Genomic DNA, 16,508 nt, shown 5'->3' with positions numbered 1-16,508 from the left:
TTGACCACTTTCTCAACACTCTGAAGCCGTCGCAGTAGCGACGGCTCTTTTATATAGTACACTCAGGTGTAGGCTGGCCTCTTGTGCAGGGGAGCGCGTGCTAGAAAGGACTCATGCCGAGCGTGTTCAGCTTCTCGCCGGTAATGTCGACGCCCATTTTTGTCGTAATGTCGCGATAATGACCGACCCGGCGGCCGATCCGGTTGTCGGTTTCGTCTTTATTGCCCTCCAGATTGCCGTTGATGATCATGATCGTAATCCCGAAGCCCGGCGGGGTAAGCCCTTTGGCAATGTCCTCCGCCGAAGGCGTCCAATTGCCAACCATGACGTCGTGGGCCGACGGCTTCGGCGGCTGTGGGGTCATCCAGAACAGGATCGCGGTCATAAAGCCCAATTTGCCGTCGCTCGTGATGAGCTCCGGCTGCTGGAGCAGCGTGTTTTTATTGCCGTATATAATGCCGCTGAACAAGCCGTAGTTGTAGTTCCAGCTCAGCTGGATCGGCCCGCGTCCATGATACGATTTGCCCGCGACCGGCGGGTAATCGGCATGCGTCTGCACATAGCCGATGTTGGTGCTGTTGATGTACGCCACTTCCTCGTTCCAGAACAAGCCCCAACGAAGCTCGCCGCCGGGCGCCGTCGCCCAGCCTCCGCCCGTTTCATGCGCAATATTGGCGAGGAAGGCCGCCAACTCGCGCTTACGGTTCGCGGCAGTGCCTTCTTTGAGGAATGAACCGAAATCGACGGTTTTGGAGACGATCGGTACCGTCAAGTTCCACGAAGCGTTGAAATCGGCATTTTGATAGATGAGCGTTTCCGTCTTCGCCGCCTTGTCCAGTCGGAATATACGATGGTTCCAAGTCGCTCCCTGCCGGTATTCGAGCTTGTACTTGATGTTCGCCACCTCGGATACGGCGGCAATCAGGTTGTTGTAAGAATAATAGTCTCCTTGCCCCGGTTTGTAGTAGGGCTTGGAAGCGGCGAACGTATGCCATTCCGGCGAGCCGATGCGGATCGGGAACAGCGCCTCATATTCTGCCTGCGGCAGTGCGCTCTGCACGGCGGCAACGGCATTGGCCGGCGAATATTGCGGATCGATGCCGCCCCAGATCGACGCAATTTGCGAATCGGTCAGAACGCGGCTTTGGCCGACGTTCAGACCGCCCAGCGACGTCTTTACTTTGATGCTGGAGCTTGCCGTCGTATTGTTAGCGCCATCCCTCGCGGCAACGTAATACGTGTATTCGGTATCCTGCTGCAGCCCTGTGTCGGTGTAGGTCAACGTGGAAGCATTGGCCGAGGAGCCGACCTTCGTCCCGTTGCGGTAAATATCGTAGCCGGCTACAGCGATGTTATCCGTAGCCGCAGTCCAAGTCAATGTGATCGTGTCCGCGGTCTGTCCTGCCGATGCAAGATTCGTCGGTGCCGTCGGCGGAGTAGCATCATTGCCACCGCCTGTGTCGGGTCCAACCAGTTGCCACGGCGAGCTTGACGGATCGCCTGTGCCCGGCGTATCGCCTTGCGTCCACCATTTGGCCCGATAGATCTTCCCGTTGTAGCTGACCTCATTGCCGGCCACGTACACTTGAGTGGCGACCCAAGGCGAGGCGGCTAAGGCCGCTTGCTGTCCGGCATCGGCGGAAACGATAGTTGTAACCGGTTCCAAAGGTGCGAGCGCCAACAGGGCGGACAGCGCGGCGACGCTTACCTGCACCGCTTTCTTGCGGTTGAACTTAGGTTTCATAATTAACCTCCTATTACGATTGGATTAATTTCACTTTCTAGTATATGAAATACAAAATATATTATATATAGATATAATTTACTATTTATCTCAAAGATTCCCCTAAGCATCGGGCTCCGTCGACAAATGGGGCAGCCCTTCACACTTCAAGTGCCAATTTGATAGAATCAAAATGTAGTTTGCTTTAGTAAATCTTACATAGGGAGTACGTGGAGGAACATTCGACCGTCTTTGAAAATATTTTTTTGGGATGTGTCGATGGGGTCGGGATTCGTTCGTCGTATAAATAGAAGCCAAATTCGAGAGGCCTAATTCGGGTCTCTGAGCCAAAAAAAGGAGGAGAATCACCCATGAGATTCATGATGATTGTAAAGGCTACAAAAGACTCCGAAGCAGGCGTTATGCCAAGCCAGGAGCTCGTTGACGCGATGATGAAGTATAACGAGGAATTGGTGAAGGCCGGCGTGCTGCTGGCCGCGGAAGGACTTCACGCCAGTTCGAACGGGATTCGTATTTCCTACCCGGAGCCCGGCGGCAAGCCCAAGGTCGTCGACGGCCCGTTCACCGAGTCGAAGGAGCTGATCGCCGGATTCACGCTCATCGAGGTGAAGTCGAGGGAAGAGGCGATTGAATGGGCGATGCGTATGCCGGACCCGCACGGTAACGGCGAGGGGGTCATTGAGCTGCGTCAGGTGATCGAGACGACGGAGTTGACCGAGGACCCGGATTCCTTGGCTCTGCATGCCATGATCCGGGAGCAAGGGAAGCCGGAGCAATCGTGAAGCCGTCCTCGACCCATCGCACGATCGATGCCATCTGGAGAATCGAATCGGCCAAAATCATCGCGGGCCTCGCACGAATCGTACGGGATGTCGGTGTGGCCGAAGATCTCGCGCAGGATGCGCTTGTCATCGCGCTTGAGAAGTGGCCGGAAACGGGAATACCGGACAACCCGGGGGCTTGGCTCATGACGACCGCGAAGCGCCGGGCGTTGGATTGGCTGCGCAGGAAGCAGTTGCTCGGGCGGAAGTACGAAGAGCTGGGCCGCGAGATGGAGTCCCGGCACGAAGACGACTTCGACGCGGTGATGGACGGCGATATCAGCGACGATTTATTGCGCCTGATCTTCACGACCTGCCATCCGGTGCTTTCGTCCGAGGCGCGTGTGGCGCTCACACTGCGGCTGCTGGGAGGACTGACCACCGTAGAAATCGCGCATGCGTTCTTCGTTCCGGAGCCAACCGTCGCCCAGCGGATCGTTCGGGCCAAAAGGACCCTTGCGGCCGCGCGCGTACCCTTCGAGGTGCCTCAGGGGGCCGAGCTTAAGGCTCGGCTCCAGTCGGTGTACGAGGTCATTTATCTTATGTTCAACGAGGGCTATTCTGCGACTTCCGGGGAGAACTGGATTCGTCCGGTACTCTGCGGGGAGGCGCTGCGACTCGGACGGATTCTCGCGGAAATCGTCCCTGGCGAGTCAGAGGTTCACGGTCTGGTCGCGCTTATGGAAATTCAGTCTTCGCGGTTTAAGACGCGGGTAAGTCCAACGGGAGAGCCGATCCTCCTCATGGATCAAAACCGGGCGCTATGGGATCATCTCCTGATCCGCCGCGGTCTGACCGCCTTGCAGCGCGCCGAACGGATCGGCGGGATGCTTGGCCCGTACGCGCTGCAGGCCTCGATTGCGGCGTGTCATGCGCGAGCCCGTACGTCGGAGGAGACCGATTGGGTGCGTATCTCCGCGCTGTATGAAGCGCTGTGTCAAGTAGCGCCATCCCCCGTCGTCGAGTTGAACCGCGCCGTTGCGCTCGCGATGGCGTTTGGCCCGGAGGTGGGGCTGGAGATCGTCGATGCGCTGGCATCGGAGCCGTCGTTGAAAGGTTATCATCTACTGCCGAGCGTTCGCGGCGATTTCTTGTTCAAGCTGGGCCGATTAAAAGAGGCCTGCGAGGAGTTCAAGCGTGCCGCATCTCTGACCCATAACGCGCGCGAGCAGGCGCTGCTTCTGGGGCGCGCCTCCGATTGTATTGCGGGTACGGAAGATGGCCGTCTTTAGAGATGAGCGATTCTTTTTTTTAAAAATATTTTGCGATCGTGTCGATTTCGTCGAATCCCGATCGTCGTATGAATAAAGGCCGGTTTTCAACATTCCATTTTGTACTCCGGCACAACCAATCACTGGAAGGATGCTGCATATGAAAGCCAATCTAACCCCATTCATTTCTTCGGAGAATGCCAGAGCGCAAGCCGAATTTTATTCGCAGGCGCTTGGCGGAGAGATTCAATCCACGATCACGTTCGGCGAAATCCCCGGTACACCGGAGGAACATAAAGACAAAGTGATGTACATGGCGATGACGGTGGCTGGAGGGAATGTTTTGTTCATGTCCGACTCCTTCGGACCGGTAAGCAAGAACGGCGGAATCGCGATGGCGCTGTCGTTCGGCGATGAAGCCGAAGCGCGGGAAGCCTATGCCAATTTAGGAAAGGGCGGTACGGACAAATATCCGTTCGCTTTGCAGCCTTGGGGCGCGTATTACGGCGAGGTCGTTGACAAGTTCGGAATCACTTGGCAGATTGTGAAGCAGGGACAATAAAGGGGGAAAATAGGATGAGTCAGGAAGTTATCGAATTTATTAACGCAATCAAAGAACCGTGGCAGGCGGAAATGTCCACACGTCTCCGCGAGATGATCCTTCAAACGATACCGGACGTTCAAGAGCGCATCCAATACAAGAAGCCTCACTTCTTGAAAAACGGCAAGTACGCGGCCGTGATCTCGACGTCGAAGGATGCGGTCAGCTTTACGATTTTCAATCCCGGCGGAATTGAATTCCCCGAAGCCCAGTTTGACGGCCCTCCCGAGAGAAAAACGATCAAACTCCGCAGCGGACAAGCGGTGGATTACGATCAATTAGCATCGCTGTTAAGTCAAGCTTCCGCTTCCTTATAGCCGAATCCGTGCAAGCATCGAGCAAAGAGGCTGTCAAGATGACAGCCCCATAGTGTAGAGAAAGTAGGTTTTTACAAAAATAGAGATACATATGGAGGTGGGGTATCCACTGGAGAAGCGATAGCGGCCGCCTTTGTCTTCGGGAAATGTCCGCTAACAAGCGGCTTCCAATCAAATTTCCCGAGGACCCGGGGTCCCCGCAAAGTAATCGGACTAAGCTTCCTTGATTCAACTTCACTTTGCGGGGTGGAGCAGCGATCGGAAGTGGATACCCCACCTCCTCGTACACCTCTATAACTTTTGGCTTAGCTTGCAAAACTAACCTAGTGAGCCCCTTTATATTCCTTGAATATCGGATTATGGCCGCAAACCATAAGTCCCTGCCCCCAATTCACGTGAACTTCCTCCGTCGGCAAATCCTCGGGATCGCGGTATTGGACCAGCACGTTCCTTCTCGGCCGTGCGCTTCGATTGACGTCGGAGCCGTGAATCGTCAAGTAATTGAAGAACAGAACATCTCCCGCACTTGCCGGGCAAGGCGTACCCGATGAGATCGGATACTCTTTATGGTTCAGATAGTGGGCTCCTACGTGCGGCATCGGGCCGTTTTTATGAGTCCCGGGAATGACGCACAGACAGCCGTTTTCCATGTCGGAATCGTCCAGGTGGATACTTGCCGCGATCATCGAATGATTCGCATGCGGAAAATACGGGTAATCCTGGTGCATCGGGAACGCTGCGCCTTTTTCCGGGGGCTTGACCAGCATCTTCGAATGGTGGACTTGTACATTTGGGCCAATCAATCTGGATAGCACGGCCGCCATGTTAGGATGGCAGAGCGCCCGGGTAAATACCGCGTCATGATAATGCACATCGTGGAAGCCCTTTAATACGAGCTTCTTCAACTGCTCCGGCGGCAAATAATCGCCTTGCCACGTATCGCTTCGATCGAACTTCGATTTGGCCGCACGGTCGATAATCGCATCCGTTGCGGTTCGCATCGCTTCTACTTCCTCGCTGTTGAATACGCCTTTCACCAACAAATATCCGTTTTGATGATAAAAATCAACTTGCTCCTGGGTAATCATCCTGTCAGCCTCCCCTACATTGATGGATCGCCATCCATGATGTTATTGTAGAGAGAAACCGGCTGGTTGTATTTGATCAAATCAGTCATGTCATTGCACTTTTCGGACATCCATGCCAAGGGGGAGCCGGACCATGTTCGACCATCCGCATAAAATTCAAGCCTATTTAAACGAAATTGTCCCGCATCTTCGGAACCCATCCGCCTCCTTCACCATCCATTACTGGGGAATCGATCCCGCTCATTTTGACAATCCTGTGCATCAGCATTCCTTCTTTGAAATCTGCTATGTCCGGGAAGGAGAGGGAATGTACATGGACGGTGACGATCTCTTTCCCCTGCGCAAGGAGACGTTATTTATATCGCGCCCGGGCATCCGTCACCAAATTCGCAGTAAAAGAGGGATGTTTCTCCTGTACGTCGCTTTCGAAGTCGACGAAGAGAACACGGACCCTGCCATTATCCGGCAATTTCGGCAGCTTGCGGTTGTCGATCGTATTTTGATCACCGATGCGTACGCGAATCCCACGACCCTAATCTGGACCGCACTTCTGAAGCATTTGCAAGAACCGGTCCCCATAACAGAGCACTACGTGAAGAGCGCTGCTCTATCGTTATTATTCTCTTTCTGTTCCGCCTTTCAAGCTGAAGCTCCGTCTGCGGGCCTCGGCATTTCCGGCTATAAGCCAGCCGCCTACGCGTTGAACCGGGCGATCCGTTTCGTGAAAGACAACCTTTCGCACTCGATGACGTTGGCGGAAGTGGCCGATTATCTTCATCTTTCCAGTCGCCATTTGTCCCGGTTGTTTCAACAGGAGCTCGGAATGAGCTATATCCACTTCGTTCAACAAGAAAAAATGCGCCGCGCCGTGCATTTATTGAAGCATACCGACTTATCCTTGATCGAAATTGCCGAGAAATCCGGATTTTCCAGCATTCATTACTTCACAAGGTCGTTTTCCCACAAAATAGGAATGCCCCCCGGCAAATACCGGGAGGCTATACATGAAAAGAAAGCTTCGGAATGATGGTACGGGGCCGTACCCTATTCGTTACACCAATGTCGTACCGCCGTCCACGACAACGATCTGTCCGGTGGAATGTCTCTCGCGCATCAAATACAGGAACGCCTCTGCTGCATCTTCCGATTCGCCTATCCGGCCAAGCGGCAGGGATTTTCCGGCGGTTTCAAACATCGCGTTGCGGTCCGCTTCGGGAATGCCGCTCCACATCTCGGTACGCATCAGCCCGAAGCGAACGGCGTTGACCCGAAGTGGGCTGAGCTCGACGGCGAGCGCTTTGGTCAGCGCCTCGACAGCGCCGCAAACGCTGCCTGCGACCGTGCAGCCCTTCTGCGGCCGGACGCCCGCCGTACCGGAAGCGAGCGTGATCGAGCCGCCTGGCCGGATGTTCACGCTGCTGTATTTTGCGGCCATGAGCGCGCCCCAGTAACGCAGGTTGAACATTTGACGCGCTGCATCCATGTCCACTTCGCCAAGAGTGGCGAGCTGCAGCGGATCGCCAGCCGTGAACACCAGGTGATCGAATTCGCCAATGCGGCTGAAAAAGTCGCGTACCTGCGCCTCGTTCGTCAGATCGACCGCATGCCCTTCGGCGCCTTGAGGCAGACGTGAGACCGCCGCGTCCACTTTCTCTTTACGGCTGGATACGACGACGACGGACGCCCCTTCATGCGCTGCGGCTTCGGTTGTCGCAAATCCCATTCCGGACGTTCCTCCGAGGATGATGACACGTTTTCCTTTTAATGTGCTTCGGCGTTCGTTTTGTTCCGGTTTTATCATAGGTTTTGATCTCCTTTTGAATTAGGGTAATGGCACCGCCCGGGATTTGCGGATTAGCTGCTTGACCGCGTTTCCTTCTTCACCGGGGGCGATGAGTCGATTATAATTAGTTTTATCACTGGCAAACAGGTCTGCATTTGTAGTACTATTCGGAATACTAGTCGTACGGATACTGCTATAAATTCTATCAGGATACGGAGTGGTATCATCGTGATGAATAACGAAAGAAGACGGAAAGAGCTGGCGGATTTCCTCCGGACTCGCCGCTTGCGTTTATCTCCGCAGGAATTGGGGCTGCAGGTGGACACCTCGCGCCGCCGCACGCCGGGGCTGAGACGGGAAGAAGTGGCGAGCTTATCCGGCATTTCCTTGCCATGGTACACTGCGCTGGAGCAAGGGCGGGATATTCAAGTGTCGGAGCAAGTGCTGGAAAGCTTGGTGCGGACGCTGCGGCTGAGCAAGGACGAGCGCAACCATCTTCGCGTCTTGGCGAACCATTTCACCATATCCAGAGGGACGGAGAATGCAACCCTGTCTCCTTCCCTTCAACAAATACTCGACAGGCTGGGAACTTACCCGGCGTATATCATCGACAAGCACTGGAACTTGCTCGCTTGGAACAAAATTACCAGTTCTCTTTGCGGCGACTTTAACCGGATGGCAGAGATCGAGCGCAATATTCTTTGGCGCGCCTTCACGATAGAACATGAAAAGAAACGCATTGTCAACTGGGACAACGTCGCCACCTCGATGCTGGCGCATTTCAGAAGCCGCTACGCCATGTATATGAACGATTCGTGGTACCAGGAATTGGTCTGCAGGTTATGGGACCGGAGCGAGGAGTTCAGGCTGATGTGGGGACGCCATGACGTTTCCGGAAGTCTGGAAGGGGATAAAGTGATCCGGCACCCCAAAGCAGGCTTGCTGACATTTCGTTACAATACGTTTCCTCTCTCGGAAAATAGCGACTTTCTGATGCGGGTGTACACGCCTGTCGAACCCGTTGGAACGGATCGGCAGCTGCAGGAGCTGCTGTACAAGTCTTGTTGAGGTAAAGTATAATAAAACCAATATCGTGGAAATGGTGGGATACGTGCAGTGATGATGATGGCTGTGTTCCTGACAGAAGTTAACGGTTAAATCTTAACCGAATACGCATGAGCGTGACCGAGGCACTCTGCCGGATGAGGCAGGGCTGCTTTCCCGTGCGTCCGCTTGTGTACTCCTGTTATGAACCCGATCATCACCGTCTATGCATGAATCGATGAGGCAAGGCTGCTTTGGCGTGTCTTGTTTCCGTATTCTTACGCATAGGAAGCCGTGGATGGACAATGTTCATCTGCGGCTTTTTTTGGTTTTTCGTGCTATACAATCCAATAACTCAAGCGAGAAAGGCGGAATGACAATGCGTTCATTCAAACCGGAAATGAATATCGAAGAGGCTCTTGGCTATTTGCGGCAAATCGAAGGGGAGGGCGTTTCCGACGTGACTCCGATTGACATGGGAGAGCTGAGCAAGGTGTACAGCTACACGAAAAATGGCCAGGAGCTGGTCATTCATTTTAAAAACGACCCGGAGACGCTGAAGAAGGTCAAGTTTATTTCGGACCAATATGCCTCTTGCGGGGTACCGATGCCCCGAATCTTCGAAGTCGGAACCTGCGGCGGCGCCCATTATTCGATTGCGGAAAAAGTGGCGGGGACCCCGATCATCTCCCAGGCCGGACCGGATATCCGCGGCGTTCTGCCCGATCTGGTCCGCCAGTTTACACGGATGAACCAAATCCGGGTGGAGCCATGTTCAGGCTTCGGATGGATCAGGCCTTCGGGAGAGGGTTCGGCTAAGACGTGGGCGGAATTTCTGGCATCGACTTTTGATGTGGAGCAGGAAGGATTTTATCATGGCTGGACGTCCCTTTTTGAAACGAGCTTTCTGGAGAAAGACGTATTCGATCGGATCTATGCCGCGATGATGGAACGAATCGGCTATGCGCCTGAGGAGCGGTATCTGGTTCACGGGGATTTCCATTTCGGGAATATGTTATCGATGAATCATGCCGTAACCGGTATTGTCGATTGGGAGATGGCGATGTACGGGGATTTTATGTTCGACTTGGCCGTCCTGCATGTGTGGGCACCGATAGCGCAATTTCCGCAGAGAGTCCGCGAGGTATGGACGGAAGAAGGGCACTCGATCCCCTATTTCGAAGAGAGATTGCTCGGGTACCAGCTCTTCAAAGGCTTGGACGGCTTACGGTTTTACGCGAAGAAGGGAGACAGGCCTGCCTACGATTTCATGAAAAATCATCTCTTTGCTTTGTTAGAACAAGCCGAATAACGATGGCCGGAGGCAATTCGGCGGGACCTGCCGCGCCGAACGTGGCGCTGCAGGTTTTCGGTTTGTCGGCCACAATTTGACAAACACCTTTTACGTTTGTAATATTAGTGGGCGGCCGCTTTCTTTTACGAGTGTAATACAACAAGTGCAAAAGGAGGTGAAACATATGCAGTGCATTCCGAAAATTTCCGAATCGGAGTGGGAAATCATGAAGGTGATCTGGGGGAGCAACCCGATAACCGCCGAGCAAATCGTGCTTCAATTGCCTGCCGACATCGAGTGGAGCGACCAGACGGTCCGGACCTTTATTAACCGGCTGTTGAAGAAGAAAGCGATCGGATTCGAGAAATCCGGAAGAAGCTATCACTACTACCCCCTGGTATCCGAGCAGGAATGCGTCCGGGCGGAGAGTCAGTCTTTTTTGAAAAGGGTATTCGGCGGAGCTGCGGACCTTATGGTTACCAATTTTCTGGAAGATGGACATTTGTCGGACAAAGAGATCGAGCAGCTTCAGAAGATTCTTATGGAGAAACAGGAGAAGAAGGATCGTCACCCCAAGACATGACGGAGCCGCGAAAATCATTTCATTGAGGTAAACCATGGAGATACTATGCGAGATTTTTATAGGACTGTGGTATTCCACCTTGGCGGCGAGCGCGGTTGCGCTGTTGGTCATGGCGATTCTGGCACTGTTTCGCCACCGTATCAGCGCCCGTATCCGGCATGCGCTGTGGCTCATCGTGCTGGTGCGCTTGCTGCTGCCTGTTTTTCCGGATAGTCCTGTCAGCTTGTTTCATATGCTGCACTTCGGCGCAGACATAAAAAAAGCTGTTTCCCTGATCATCCCATTAACGGAAAAAGAGAATAACCCGTCTGCGGAACGATCCCGGAACAGCCAAGAGAAAGAATATGTTCAGAACGATTATAGCATGATTCGTCCGGAAGAGGACACCGTTCCGGATGCCCGATTGCCGGCTGGGATAGAAGACTCGGCTCATTTTTCCCATCCCTGGGGACTAAAAATCATTGCAGCCGTATGGCTTGCCGGAACCATTGCGCTCTTAACCTACTTGTTCGTCTACATGCAGAAGATGCGCAGAAGATTCAAGACGCTTACGCTCGTCACCGATCCCCGGATCTTGTCCGTCGTCGACGATTGCCGCAGGAAATTCGGCATTAAGCGGCCGATCCCGGTATACACGGGGAGCTATGCGAGAAGTCCTTATATTTCCGGGCTGTTTCGCCCGTGGATTTATTTTCCTGAAGGCATCGACAAGGAGTTAAGCATACAGCAGCTTACCCATGTGTTCTCGCATGAGCTGGCTCACCATAAACGGAAGGATGTGACCTGGAACATGCTGGGAAGCTTCGTTCTGGCAGTCCATTGGATCAATCCGGTGGTGTGGATGAGCATCAAGAGAATGAAGGCTGACAGAGAGCTTGCATGCGATGCCTGCGTATTGGAGGTTCTGGGCGAAGCCGAGGCCGTCCCGTACGGCATGACGATTATAGGTTTTTTAAAACGCTTTTCGGTTCGGCGCCATCAGCCGAATTTGCTGTATTTTGACGGGTCGACGAATACGAATCAACTTGTAAGGAGGATTGAAATGGTCAAATCGTTCAGAGCAGGTTCCTATAAATTGTCTGCGGCTGCCGTCCTGGGCGTCGTTCTTCTGAGCGCAGCGACGCTGACCAATGCGGCTGCGTCGGCAGCAGGCGACGGTGTGGTACAAGCTCCCGCAACCGCAACCGTCCAGACAGAGGACCGGATTTTGTTTGATTCTTCTTCCCGAAGCTACGACAATTTGGAAAAGGCTGCCAAGGTGGCCGACTTCAAGTTCAAGGCTCTGTCGGCTTTGCCGGAGGGCTACAAATTCTACGGGATCGCGCTTCGTTCCAAAACCAAGGATGAAGCCAAGTTAACCAAGGCGGAAGTAATTTATGTTCTTCGCGTAGGGGAAAAGCACTACGGCAGCTTTAGGCTGCTAATCGATTCCAGCGGCACCAGCTTGGACGAAGCTTATACGGAGTTCGAGCAGCGGCAAAAAAAGACGGCGGTACGGGAAACTGAAATCAGGAAAGAGCCTATGACCCTTTATGGAATGCAAGCCTATAAAGCCATCGTCACTACGAAAGTCAATACGAAGCAGCACGAGGGCTGGCGCTATTTCTGGTTGGACGGCGGGGTTCTGTATCAGTTTGACGGGGGCGATCTTTCGGATCAAGAGCAACTGGCCATTATCGCTTCCATGAAATATCCCGATCAAGAGATGTACAAAACCCAAGTGAACTTGGATCTGCTCAACGTAGGAATTTACGATACCGGCGATCTGCGGCGGACGGCGGAGCTCATCGGATTTACGCCCAAGTTTTCGCAGCAAACGGCTGGGCAGTTTAAAATGTCGGGCGCATCCATGGTACAAAAGCTATATTTTGGGTATCCGGACAACGCCGATGACAAGAAGAGCAAGCTCTTGAACATAGGATACAATCGGACGGATGAGCAGGGCAATATACAAGGCTTTTCTTTCATGCAAATCAAAAACGGCACGATGTACGAAGATATGAAGAAGAACGGGAACGCCGCTTTTTACCGCATCGATGGAAAGAAGCATACGGCACCGGTCAGTCCGATGGTTTTGGGAGGACGAGAGGTGCTCAGAACGGCGAAATACAAGATCGACGGGGAATTAAGCAGACCGGATGAGATTGATTTTGTCAGCTATTACTGGAAAGAGGGCGATGTGTGCTTCCAAGTCGTCTTCAAGGGAGAAGGACTGCCGCAGGAGGAGATCGTTATTGATTTGATGAACGAAAAAGTGGCGGATTTGAACAATATTTAAATAGTGCGAAAAGAAATTATGCAGGCAGATGCCTTGCATAATTTCTTTTTTTTGTAGGCGCAGATTCAGTGTGCCTGTCTCAATCCAACGTTTTATTTCCATTATGACATCATATTTACCCCAACTATTTCATACCATGGGGGTAGAATGACGTTTCATCGTAAGTCCCTTTGTCTGTGCAAAGGAGAGATATTATGAGGTTCGAGTTGACGGAAGAGCAGGAAATGATCTGTGACGTGGTGCGCGATTTTGTCGCCAGGGAAGTGGAAACGAAGGCTGAGCAGTTGGACGAAGCGGAAGCGTTCGACCGCAAGCTGTTCGACCGGATGGCGACGCTGGGCTTTACCGGCTTGCCTTGGCCCGAATCGGACGGCGGGGCCGGGGGAGGGTTTGCAAGCTACGTCCCGCTGCTGGAGCAGTTGGCGGGAGGGAGCGCTTCACTGGGGGCGGCGCTGTGGACGCATGTTCAGCTTGTGACGTGGCCGGTGTACAGGTTCGGGCAAAATAGCGCAGCGAAGCATTTGCGGGCACTGATCGAGGGCCGGAAGCTGGGGGCTGGGGCGCTTCCTCCGTGGCCCGGAGGGCTTCCGCCGCTTGCCTTTACACTGACGGCGAAGCCGGATGGGGACGGGTACGTTCTCGACGGGACGCAGGAGTTCGTTTTCAATGGCAAAGAAGCCGATTTATTCTTGGTTTATGCGAATGTGGAAGGCAAAGGCGAAGGCGAGGATGAATCCGAACGAACCGCCGCATTTCTCGTTGAACGGGAGATGGCCGGTTTGCAGGTACGGCCCGTCACCCAAGCTCTTGGCCTACGCTCCTCCGGTATGGCCCACTTGGCCTTCGATCGCTGCCGCATTTCCGGGGGACAGCTGATTGGCCGTGTCGGACAAGGGGCCACCATCGCCGGGGAGACATGGGCCAGCGCTCGGTACGGCTTGGCTGCGCTGGCGGCGGGGATTACCCAAGGCGCTTTGAAGGCGTCGCTGGCTTACGCCAAGGAGCGGACGCAGTTCGGCAAGCCGATTGCACGGCATCAGGCGGTGGCGTTCATGCTGGCCGAGATGAGTGCGGCTGCCGAGGCTTCAAGTCTGCTTGCCCGCCAGGCCGCGTGGAATGAGGACAAGGGGCTGGCCTATGCCGGGCCGTCCGCCCGGGCGCTTGCTTTTGCAACCGAAGCTGCCATGGAATCGACGACGAATGCGGTGCAGATCCTCGGGGGCTACGGTTATATGAAGGAGTATCGCGTCGAGCGGTACATGCGCGATGCCAAAGCGGTGCATATGGTCAAAGGCATGGACGTATGGGCCGGAAGCGGATGACCTTTTGAAGCTGGAAGGCAGGAAGAGTGAAGCTAACGAGCAGCCATTTCTTATGATCACGCGGCTTTCTTGCGGAAAGCCCGGAAGGAGAAGCGATGAGAGAATCGGTGATTGTCGGGGGAGCCCGCACGGCTTTCGGGAAATTCGGCGGCGCCTTGAAAAGTAAGCAGGCCGTCGAGCTCGGTGGCATCGCCATCGAAGGGGCTTTGGACAGAGCAAAGGTGGCTCCCTCCGAAGTCGATGAGGTCATTATGGGTATGGTGCTGCAGGGCGGCGCCGGACAAATCCCATCGCGTCAGGCGGCGCGGTTGGCCGGATTGGACTGGAACGTGCAGACGGAGACGGTCAACAAGGTATGCGCCTCCGGCATGCGCAGCATTACGCTGGCTGACCAAATCATCCGGGCCGGCGATGCCGAAACGATCGTAGCCGGCGGGATGGAAAGCATGAGCAACGCGCCGTATGTGGCGGCGGATGCGCGCTGGGGCTGCCGCCTTGGGGACAAGAAAGTGACGGACCTGATGCTGCGAGACGGGCTGCACTGTGCTTTTCAGCATGTCCATATGGGAGAGTACGCCGAAAGAATCGTTACCGAGAAAGGCATCAGCCGCCAGCTTCAGGACGAATGGGCGCTGCGGAGCCATAAACGTGCCATAGAGGCCATCCGGCAAGGGCTGTTCAAGGACGAGATCGTGCCCGTCGCTTGCGGGGCGGGCTCTTACGCGGATGTCGATACGGATGAAGCCCCGCGCGCCGATACGAGTGCGGAGAAGCTCGCCAAGCTGTCGTCTGCCTTTGTGCAGGGAGGCACCGTGACCGCTGGCAATGCTTCGGGCATTAGCGACGGCGCTGCCGCGCTAGTGGTGATGTCCGAGGAAAAAGCGGTCCGCGAGCGCTACTCGCCGCTTGCGTCCATTATCGGGCACACGGCCGTTGCCGCCGAAGCGCCTTATTATACGATAACGCCCGGGCTCGTCATTCAAAAGCTGCTGCAAAAAACAGGAAAATCCTTACGGGAGATTGACTTGTTCGAAGTCAACGAAGCGTTCGCAGCGGTCGTTCTTGCCAGCGGCGGCCTCGTCGGCTGGGACGAGGAGAAGGTCAACATTAACGGCGGCGCGATCGCACTTGGGCATCCGATCGGGGCCAGTGGGGCAAGGATCGTTCTGACCTTGATCCATGCGCTGAGACGCCGTGGGGGCGGGCTCGGAATCGCGGCCATTTGCAGCGGAGGCGGACAAGGGGATGCGATTTTGCTTCGGGTGGACGAATAAGGAGGGGTGACGGCTGATGGAGCTGTGCTTCACGGACGAACAAGAGCGCTTCCGGAGCAAGGTGCGCGAATACGCCGTTAGCCGGATCGCTCCGTCCGTCCCAGCCATGGAGGAGTCCGACGCTTTTCCGCGTGCGCTCTTCAACGAAATGGGCGGCTGCGGCCTTCTGGGGCTGCCGATTCCCCGGGAATGGGGCGGAAGCGGCGCGGATTTGGTTTCATATATGATCGCCATCGAGGAAATATCCAAAGCGAGTGCCACCGTTGGCGTTATTCTGTCCGTCCACACTTCGGTAGCGACCTTGCCTATATTGTATTACGGGACGGAGGAGCAAAAAGCGAAATACCTTCCAAGATTGGCCTCGGGGGAATGGCTCGGGGCGTTCGCCCTGACGGAGTCGCATGCCGGCTCTGATGCGGCCAGGATCAGGACGTCCGCCGTTTGGGACGGGACAGACTATATCCTGAACGGATCGAAGGTGTTCATTACGAACGCGGGCGAAGCGGACGTGTATATCGTTTTTGCCGCGACCGGCCCGGGACAGGGGGCCTCCGGGGTTAGTGCCTTTATTGTCGAAAAAGCTTCGCCCGGTTTCCGCATAGAGAAAAAGGAAAAGAAGATGGGGCTGCGCGGCTCCAATACGTGTGAGCTGACCTTTGACCAGGTCCGTCTTCCCGCCGCACAGCGGCTGGGGCAGGAAGGACAGGGGTTCGTCTTGGCCAAGTCGATTCTGGACGGGGGAAGGATCGGCATCGGCGCACAGGCGCTCGGGATTGCCAGAGCCGCCTTGGAGCATACCGAGCTTTTGGTGAAAGCGCGGTATGCGAAAGAGCGGCAGCGTGCGATGGAGCCCGTGCTGACGGAGCTGGCGGCCCGGGTCGAAGCCGCAAGCCTGCTCGTATACCGGGCTGCCTGGCTGCGGCAGAATGGCAAGCCTTGTACAAAGGAAGCTTCTATGGCCAAAATGTTCGCCAGCGATACCGCGATGTCAGTAACGACGGATGCGCTGCAACTGCTTGGCGGCAGCGGATGGACGAACGAGCATCCGTTGGAGCGATTGTTCCGCGATGCGAAGGTGACGCAAATTTACGAGGGGACCAACCAGATTCACCGGATCGTCATTTCCAACGAGCTGTTGAAGTCGTAAG

The 16,508-nt window shown here is 54.8% G+C and carries 15 protein-coding genes; 12 read left to right on the top strand and 3 right to left on the bottom strand.

The window, feature by feature from the left end:
- Positions 1-100: 100 nt before the first annotated feature.
- Positions 101-1,744: a glycoside hydrolase family 19 protein gene (locus QMG93_RS01535; protein WP_281933135.1), complete on the bottom strand. Its 1,644-nt coding sequence runs from the start codon at positions 1,742-1,744 to the stop codon at positions 101-103.
- A 350-nt stretch (positions 1,745-2,094) separates the two neighbouring features.
- Between QMG93_RS01535 and QMG93_RS01530 the strand changes: the two genes are divergently transcribed.
- The 4 genes from QMG93_RS01530 to QMG93_RS01515 all read left to right on the top strand — a co-directional run bounded on the left by QMG93_RS01530 (position 2,095) and on the right by QMG93_RS01515 (position 4,694).
- Positions 2,095-2,526 carry a YciI family protein gene (locus tag QMG93_RS01530; RefSeq protein WP_281933134.1) on the top strand — a complete coding sequence of 144 codons (432 nt, stop codon included), beginning with the start codon at positions 2,095-2,097 and terminating at the stop codon, positions 2,524-2,526.
- Positions 2,523-3,797, top strand: a complete 1,275-nt coding sequence (locus QMG93_RS01525; protein ID WP_281933133.1) for an RNA polymerase sigma factor — start codon at positions 2,523-2,525, stop codon at positions 3,795-3,797. Before QMG93_RS01530 ends, QMG93_RS01525 begins: the two co-directional genes overlap by 4 nt.
- Positions 3,798-3,936: 139 nt before the next feature.
- Positions 3,937-4,338 (top strand): VOC family protein, encoded by a 402-nt coding sequence (locus QMG93_RS01520; protein ID WP_281933132.1) that lies wholly within the window; start codon positions 3,937-3,939, stop codon positions 4,336-4,338.
- 14 nt (positions 4,339-4,352) lie between these two features.
- On the top strand, positions 4,353-4,694 hold the full coding sequence (locus QMG93_RS01515) for a DUF1801 domain-containing protein (protein WP_281933131.1): 342 nt from the start codon (positions 4,353-4,355) through the stop codon (positions 4,692-4,694).
- A 323-nt stretch (positions 4,695-5,017) separates the two neighbouring features.
- Here the strand turns inward: QMG93_RS01515 and QMG93_RS01510 are convergent, their stop codons facing one another.
- Entirely contained in the window at positions 5,018-5,782 is a 765-nt protein-coding gene (locus QMG93_RS01510; RefSeq protein ID WP_281933130.1) for a phytanoyl-CoA dioxygenase family protein, read from the bottom strand.
- A gap of 133 nt (positions 5,783-5,915) precedes the next feature.
- Between QMG93_RS01510 and QMG93_RS01505 the strand changes: the two genes are divergently transcribed.
- The gene (locus QMG93_RS01505; protein ID WP_281933129.1) at positions 5,916-6,809 is read left to right on the top strand and encodes an AraC family transcriptional regulator; all 894 of its coding nucleotides are present in this window, start codon (positions 5,916-5,918) and stop codon (positions 6,807-6,809) included.
- 24 nt (positions 6,810-6,833) lie between these two features.
- Here the strand turns inward: QMG93_RS01505 and QMG93_RS01500 are convergent, their stop codons facing one another.
- Positions 6,834-7,583: an SDR family oxidoreductase gene (locus QMG93_RS01500; protein WP_281933128.1), complete on the bottom strand. Its 750-nt coding sequence runs from the start codon at positions 7,581-7,583 to the stop codon at positions 6,834-6,836.
- Positions 7,584-7,796: 213 nt separating this feature from the next.
- Between QMG93_RS01500 and QMG93_RS01495 the strand changes: the two genes are divergently transcribed.
- The 7 genes from QMG93_RS01495 (at position 7,797) to QMG93_RS01465 (ending at position 16,507) form a co-directional block, all read left to right on the top strand.
- Positions 7,797-8,633 carry a helix-turn-helix transcriptional regulator gene (locus QMG93_RS01495; protein WP_281933274.1) on the top strand — a complete coding sequence of 279 codons (837 nt, stop codon included), beginning with the start codon at positions 7,797-7,799 and terminating at the stop codon, positions 8,631-8,633.
- 355 nt (positions 8,634-8,988) lie between these two features.
- Positions 8,989-9,921 carry a phosphotransferase family protein gene (locus QMG93_RS01490; protein ID WP_281933127.1) on the top strand — a complete coding sequence of 311 codons (933 nt, stop codon included), beginning with the start codon at positions 8,989-8,991 and terminating at the stop codon, positions 9,919-9,921.
- Between the two features lie 166 nt (positions 9,922-10,087).
- Entirely contained in the window at positions 10,088-10,486 is a 399-nt protein-coding gene (locus QMG93_RS01485; protein ID WP_281933126.1) for a BlaI/MecI/CopY family transcriptional regulator, read from the top strand.
- A gap of 34 nt (positions 10,487-10,520) precedes the next feature.
- Positions 10,521-12,764 (top strand): M56 family metallopeptidase, encoded by a 2,244-nt coding sequence (locus tag QMG93_RS01480; RefSeq protein ID WP_281933125.1) that lies wholly within the window; start codon positions 10,521-10,523, stop codon positions 12,762-12,764.
- Between the two features lie 194 nt (positions 12,765-12,958).
- Positions 12,959-14,086: an acyl-CoA dehydrogenase family protein gene (locus tag QMG93_RS01475; RefSeq protein ID WP_281933124.1), complete on the top strand. Its 1,128-nt coding sequence runs from the start codon at positions 12,959-12,961 to the stop codon at positions 14,084-14,086.
- Positions 14,087-14,181: 95 nt separating this feature from the next.
- Positions 14,182-15,360, top strand: coding sequence for an acetyl-CoA C-acetyltransferase (locus QMG93_RS01470; RefSeq protein ID WP_281933123.1), 1,179 nt, complete (start codon positions 14,182-14,184; stop codon positions 15,358-15,360).
- Between the two features lie 16 nt (positions 15,361-15,376).
- Positions 15,377-16,507 carry an acyl-CoA dehydrogenase family protein gene (locus QMG93_RS01465; RefSeq protein ID WP_281933122.1) on the top strand — a complete coding sequence of 377 codons (1,131 nt, stop codon included), beginning with the start codon at positions 15,377-15,379 and terminating at the stop codon, positions 16,505-16,507.
- The last annotated feature ends 1 nt before the right edge of the window (position 16,508 follow it).

The sequence above is a fragment of the Paenibacillus tyrphae genome (assembly GCF_027925525.1).
GTDB classification, from domain to species: Bacteria; Bacillota; Bacilli; order Paenibacillales; family NBRC-103111; genus Paenibacillus_G; species Paenibacillus_G tyrfis_B.
The sequence above is the reverse complement of the archived record's forward strand: the minus strand, read 5'-3'. Positions and strand labels throughout refer to the sequence as shown.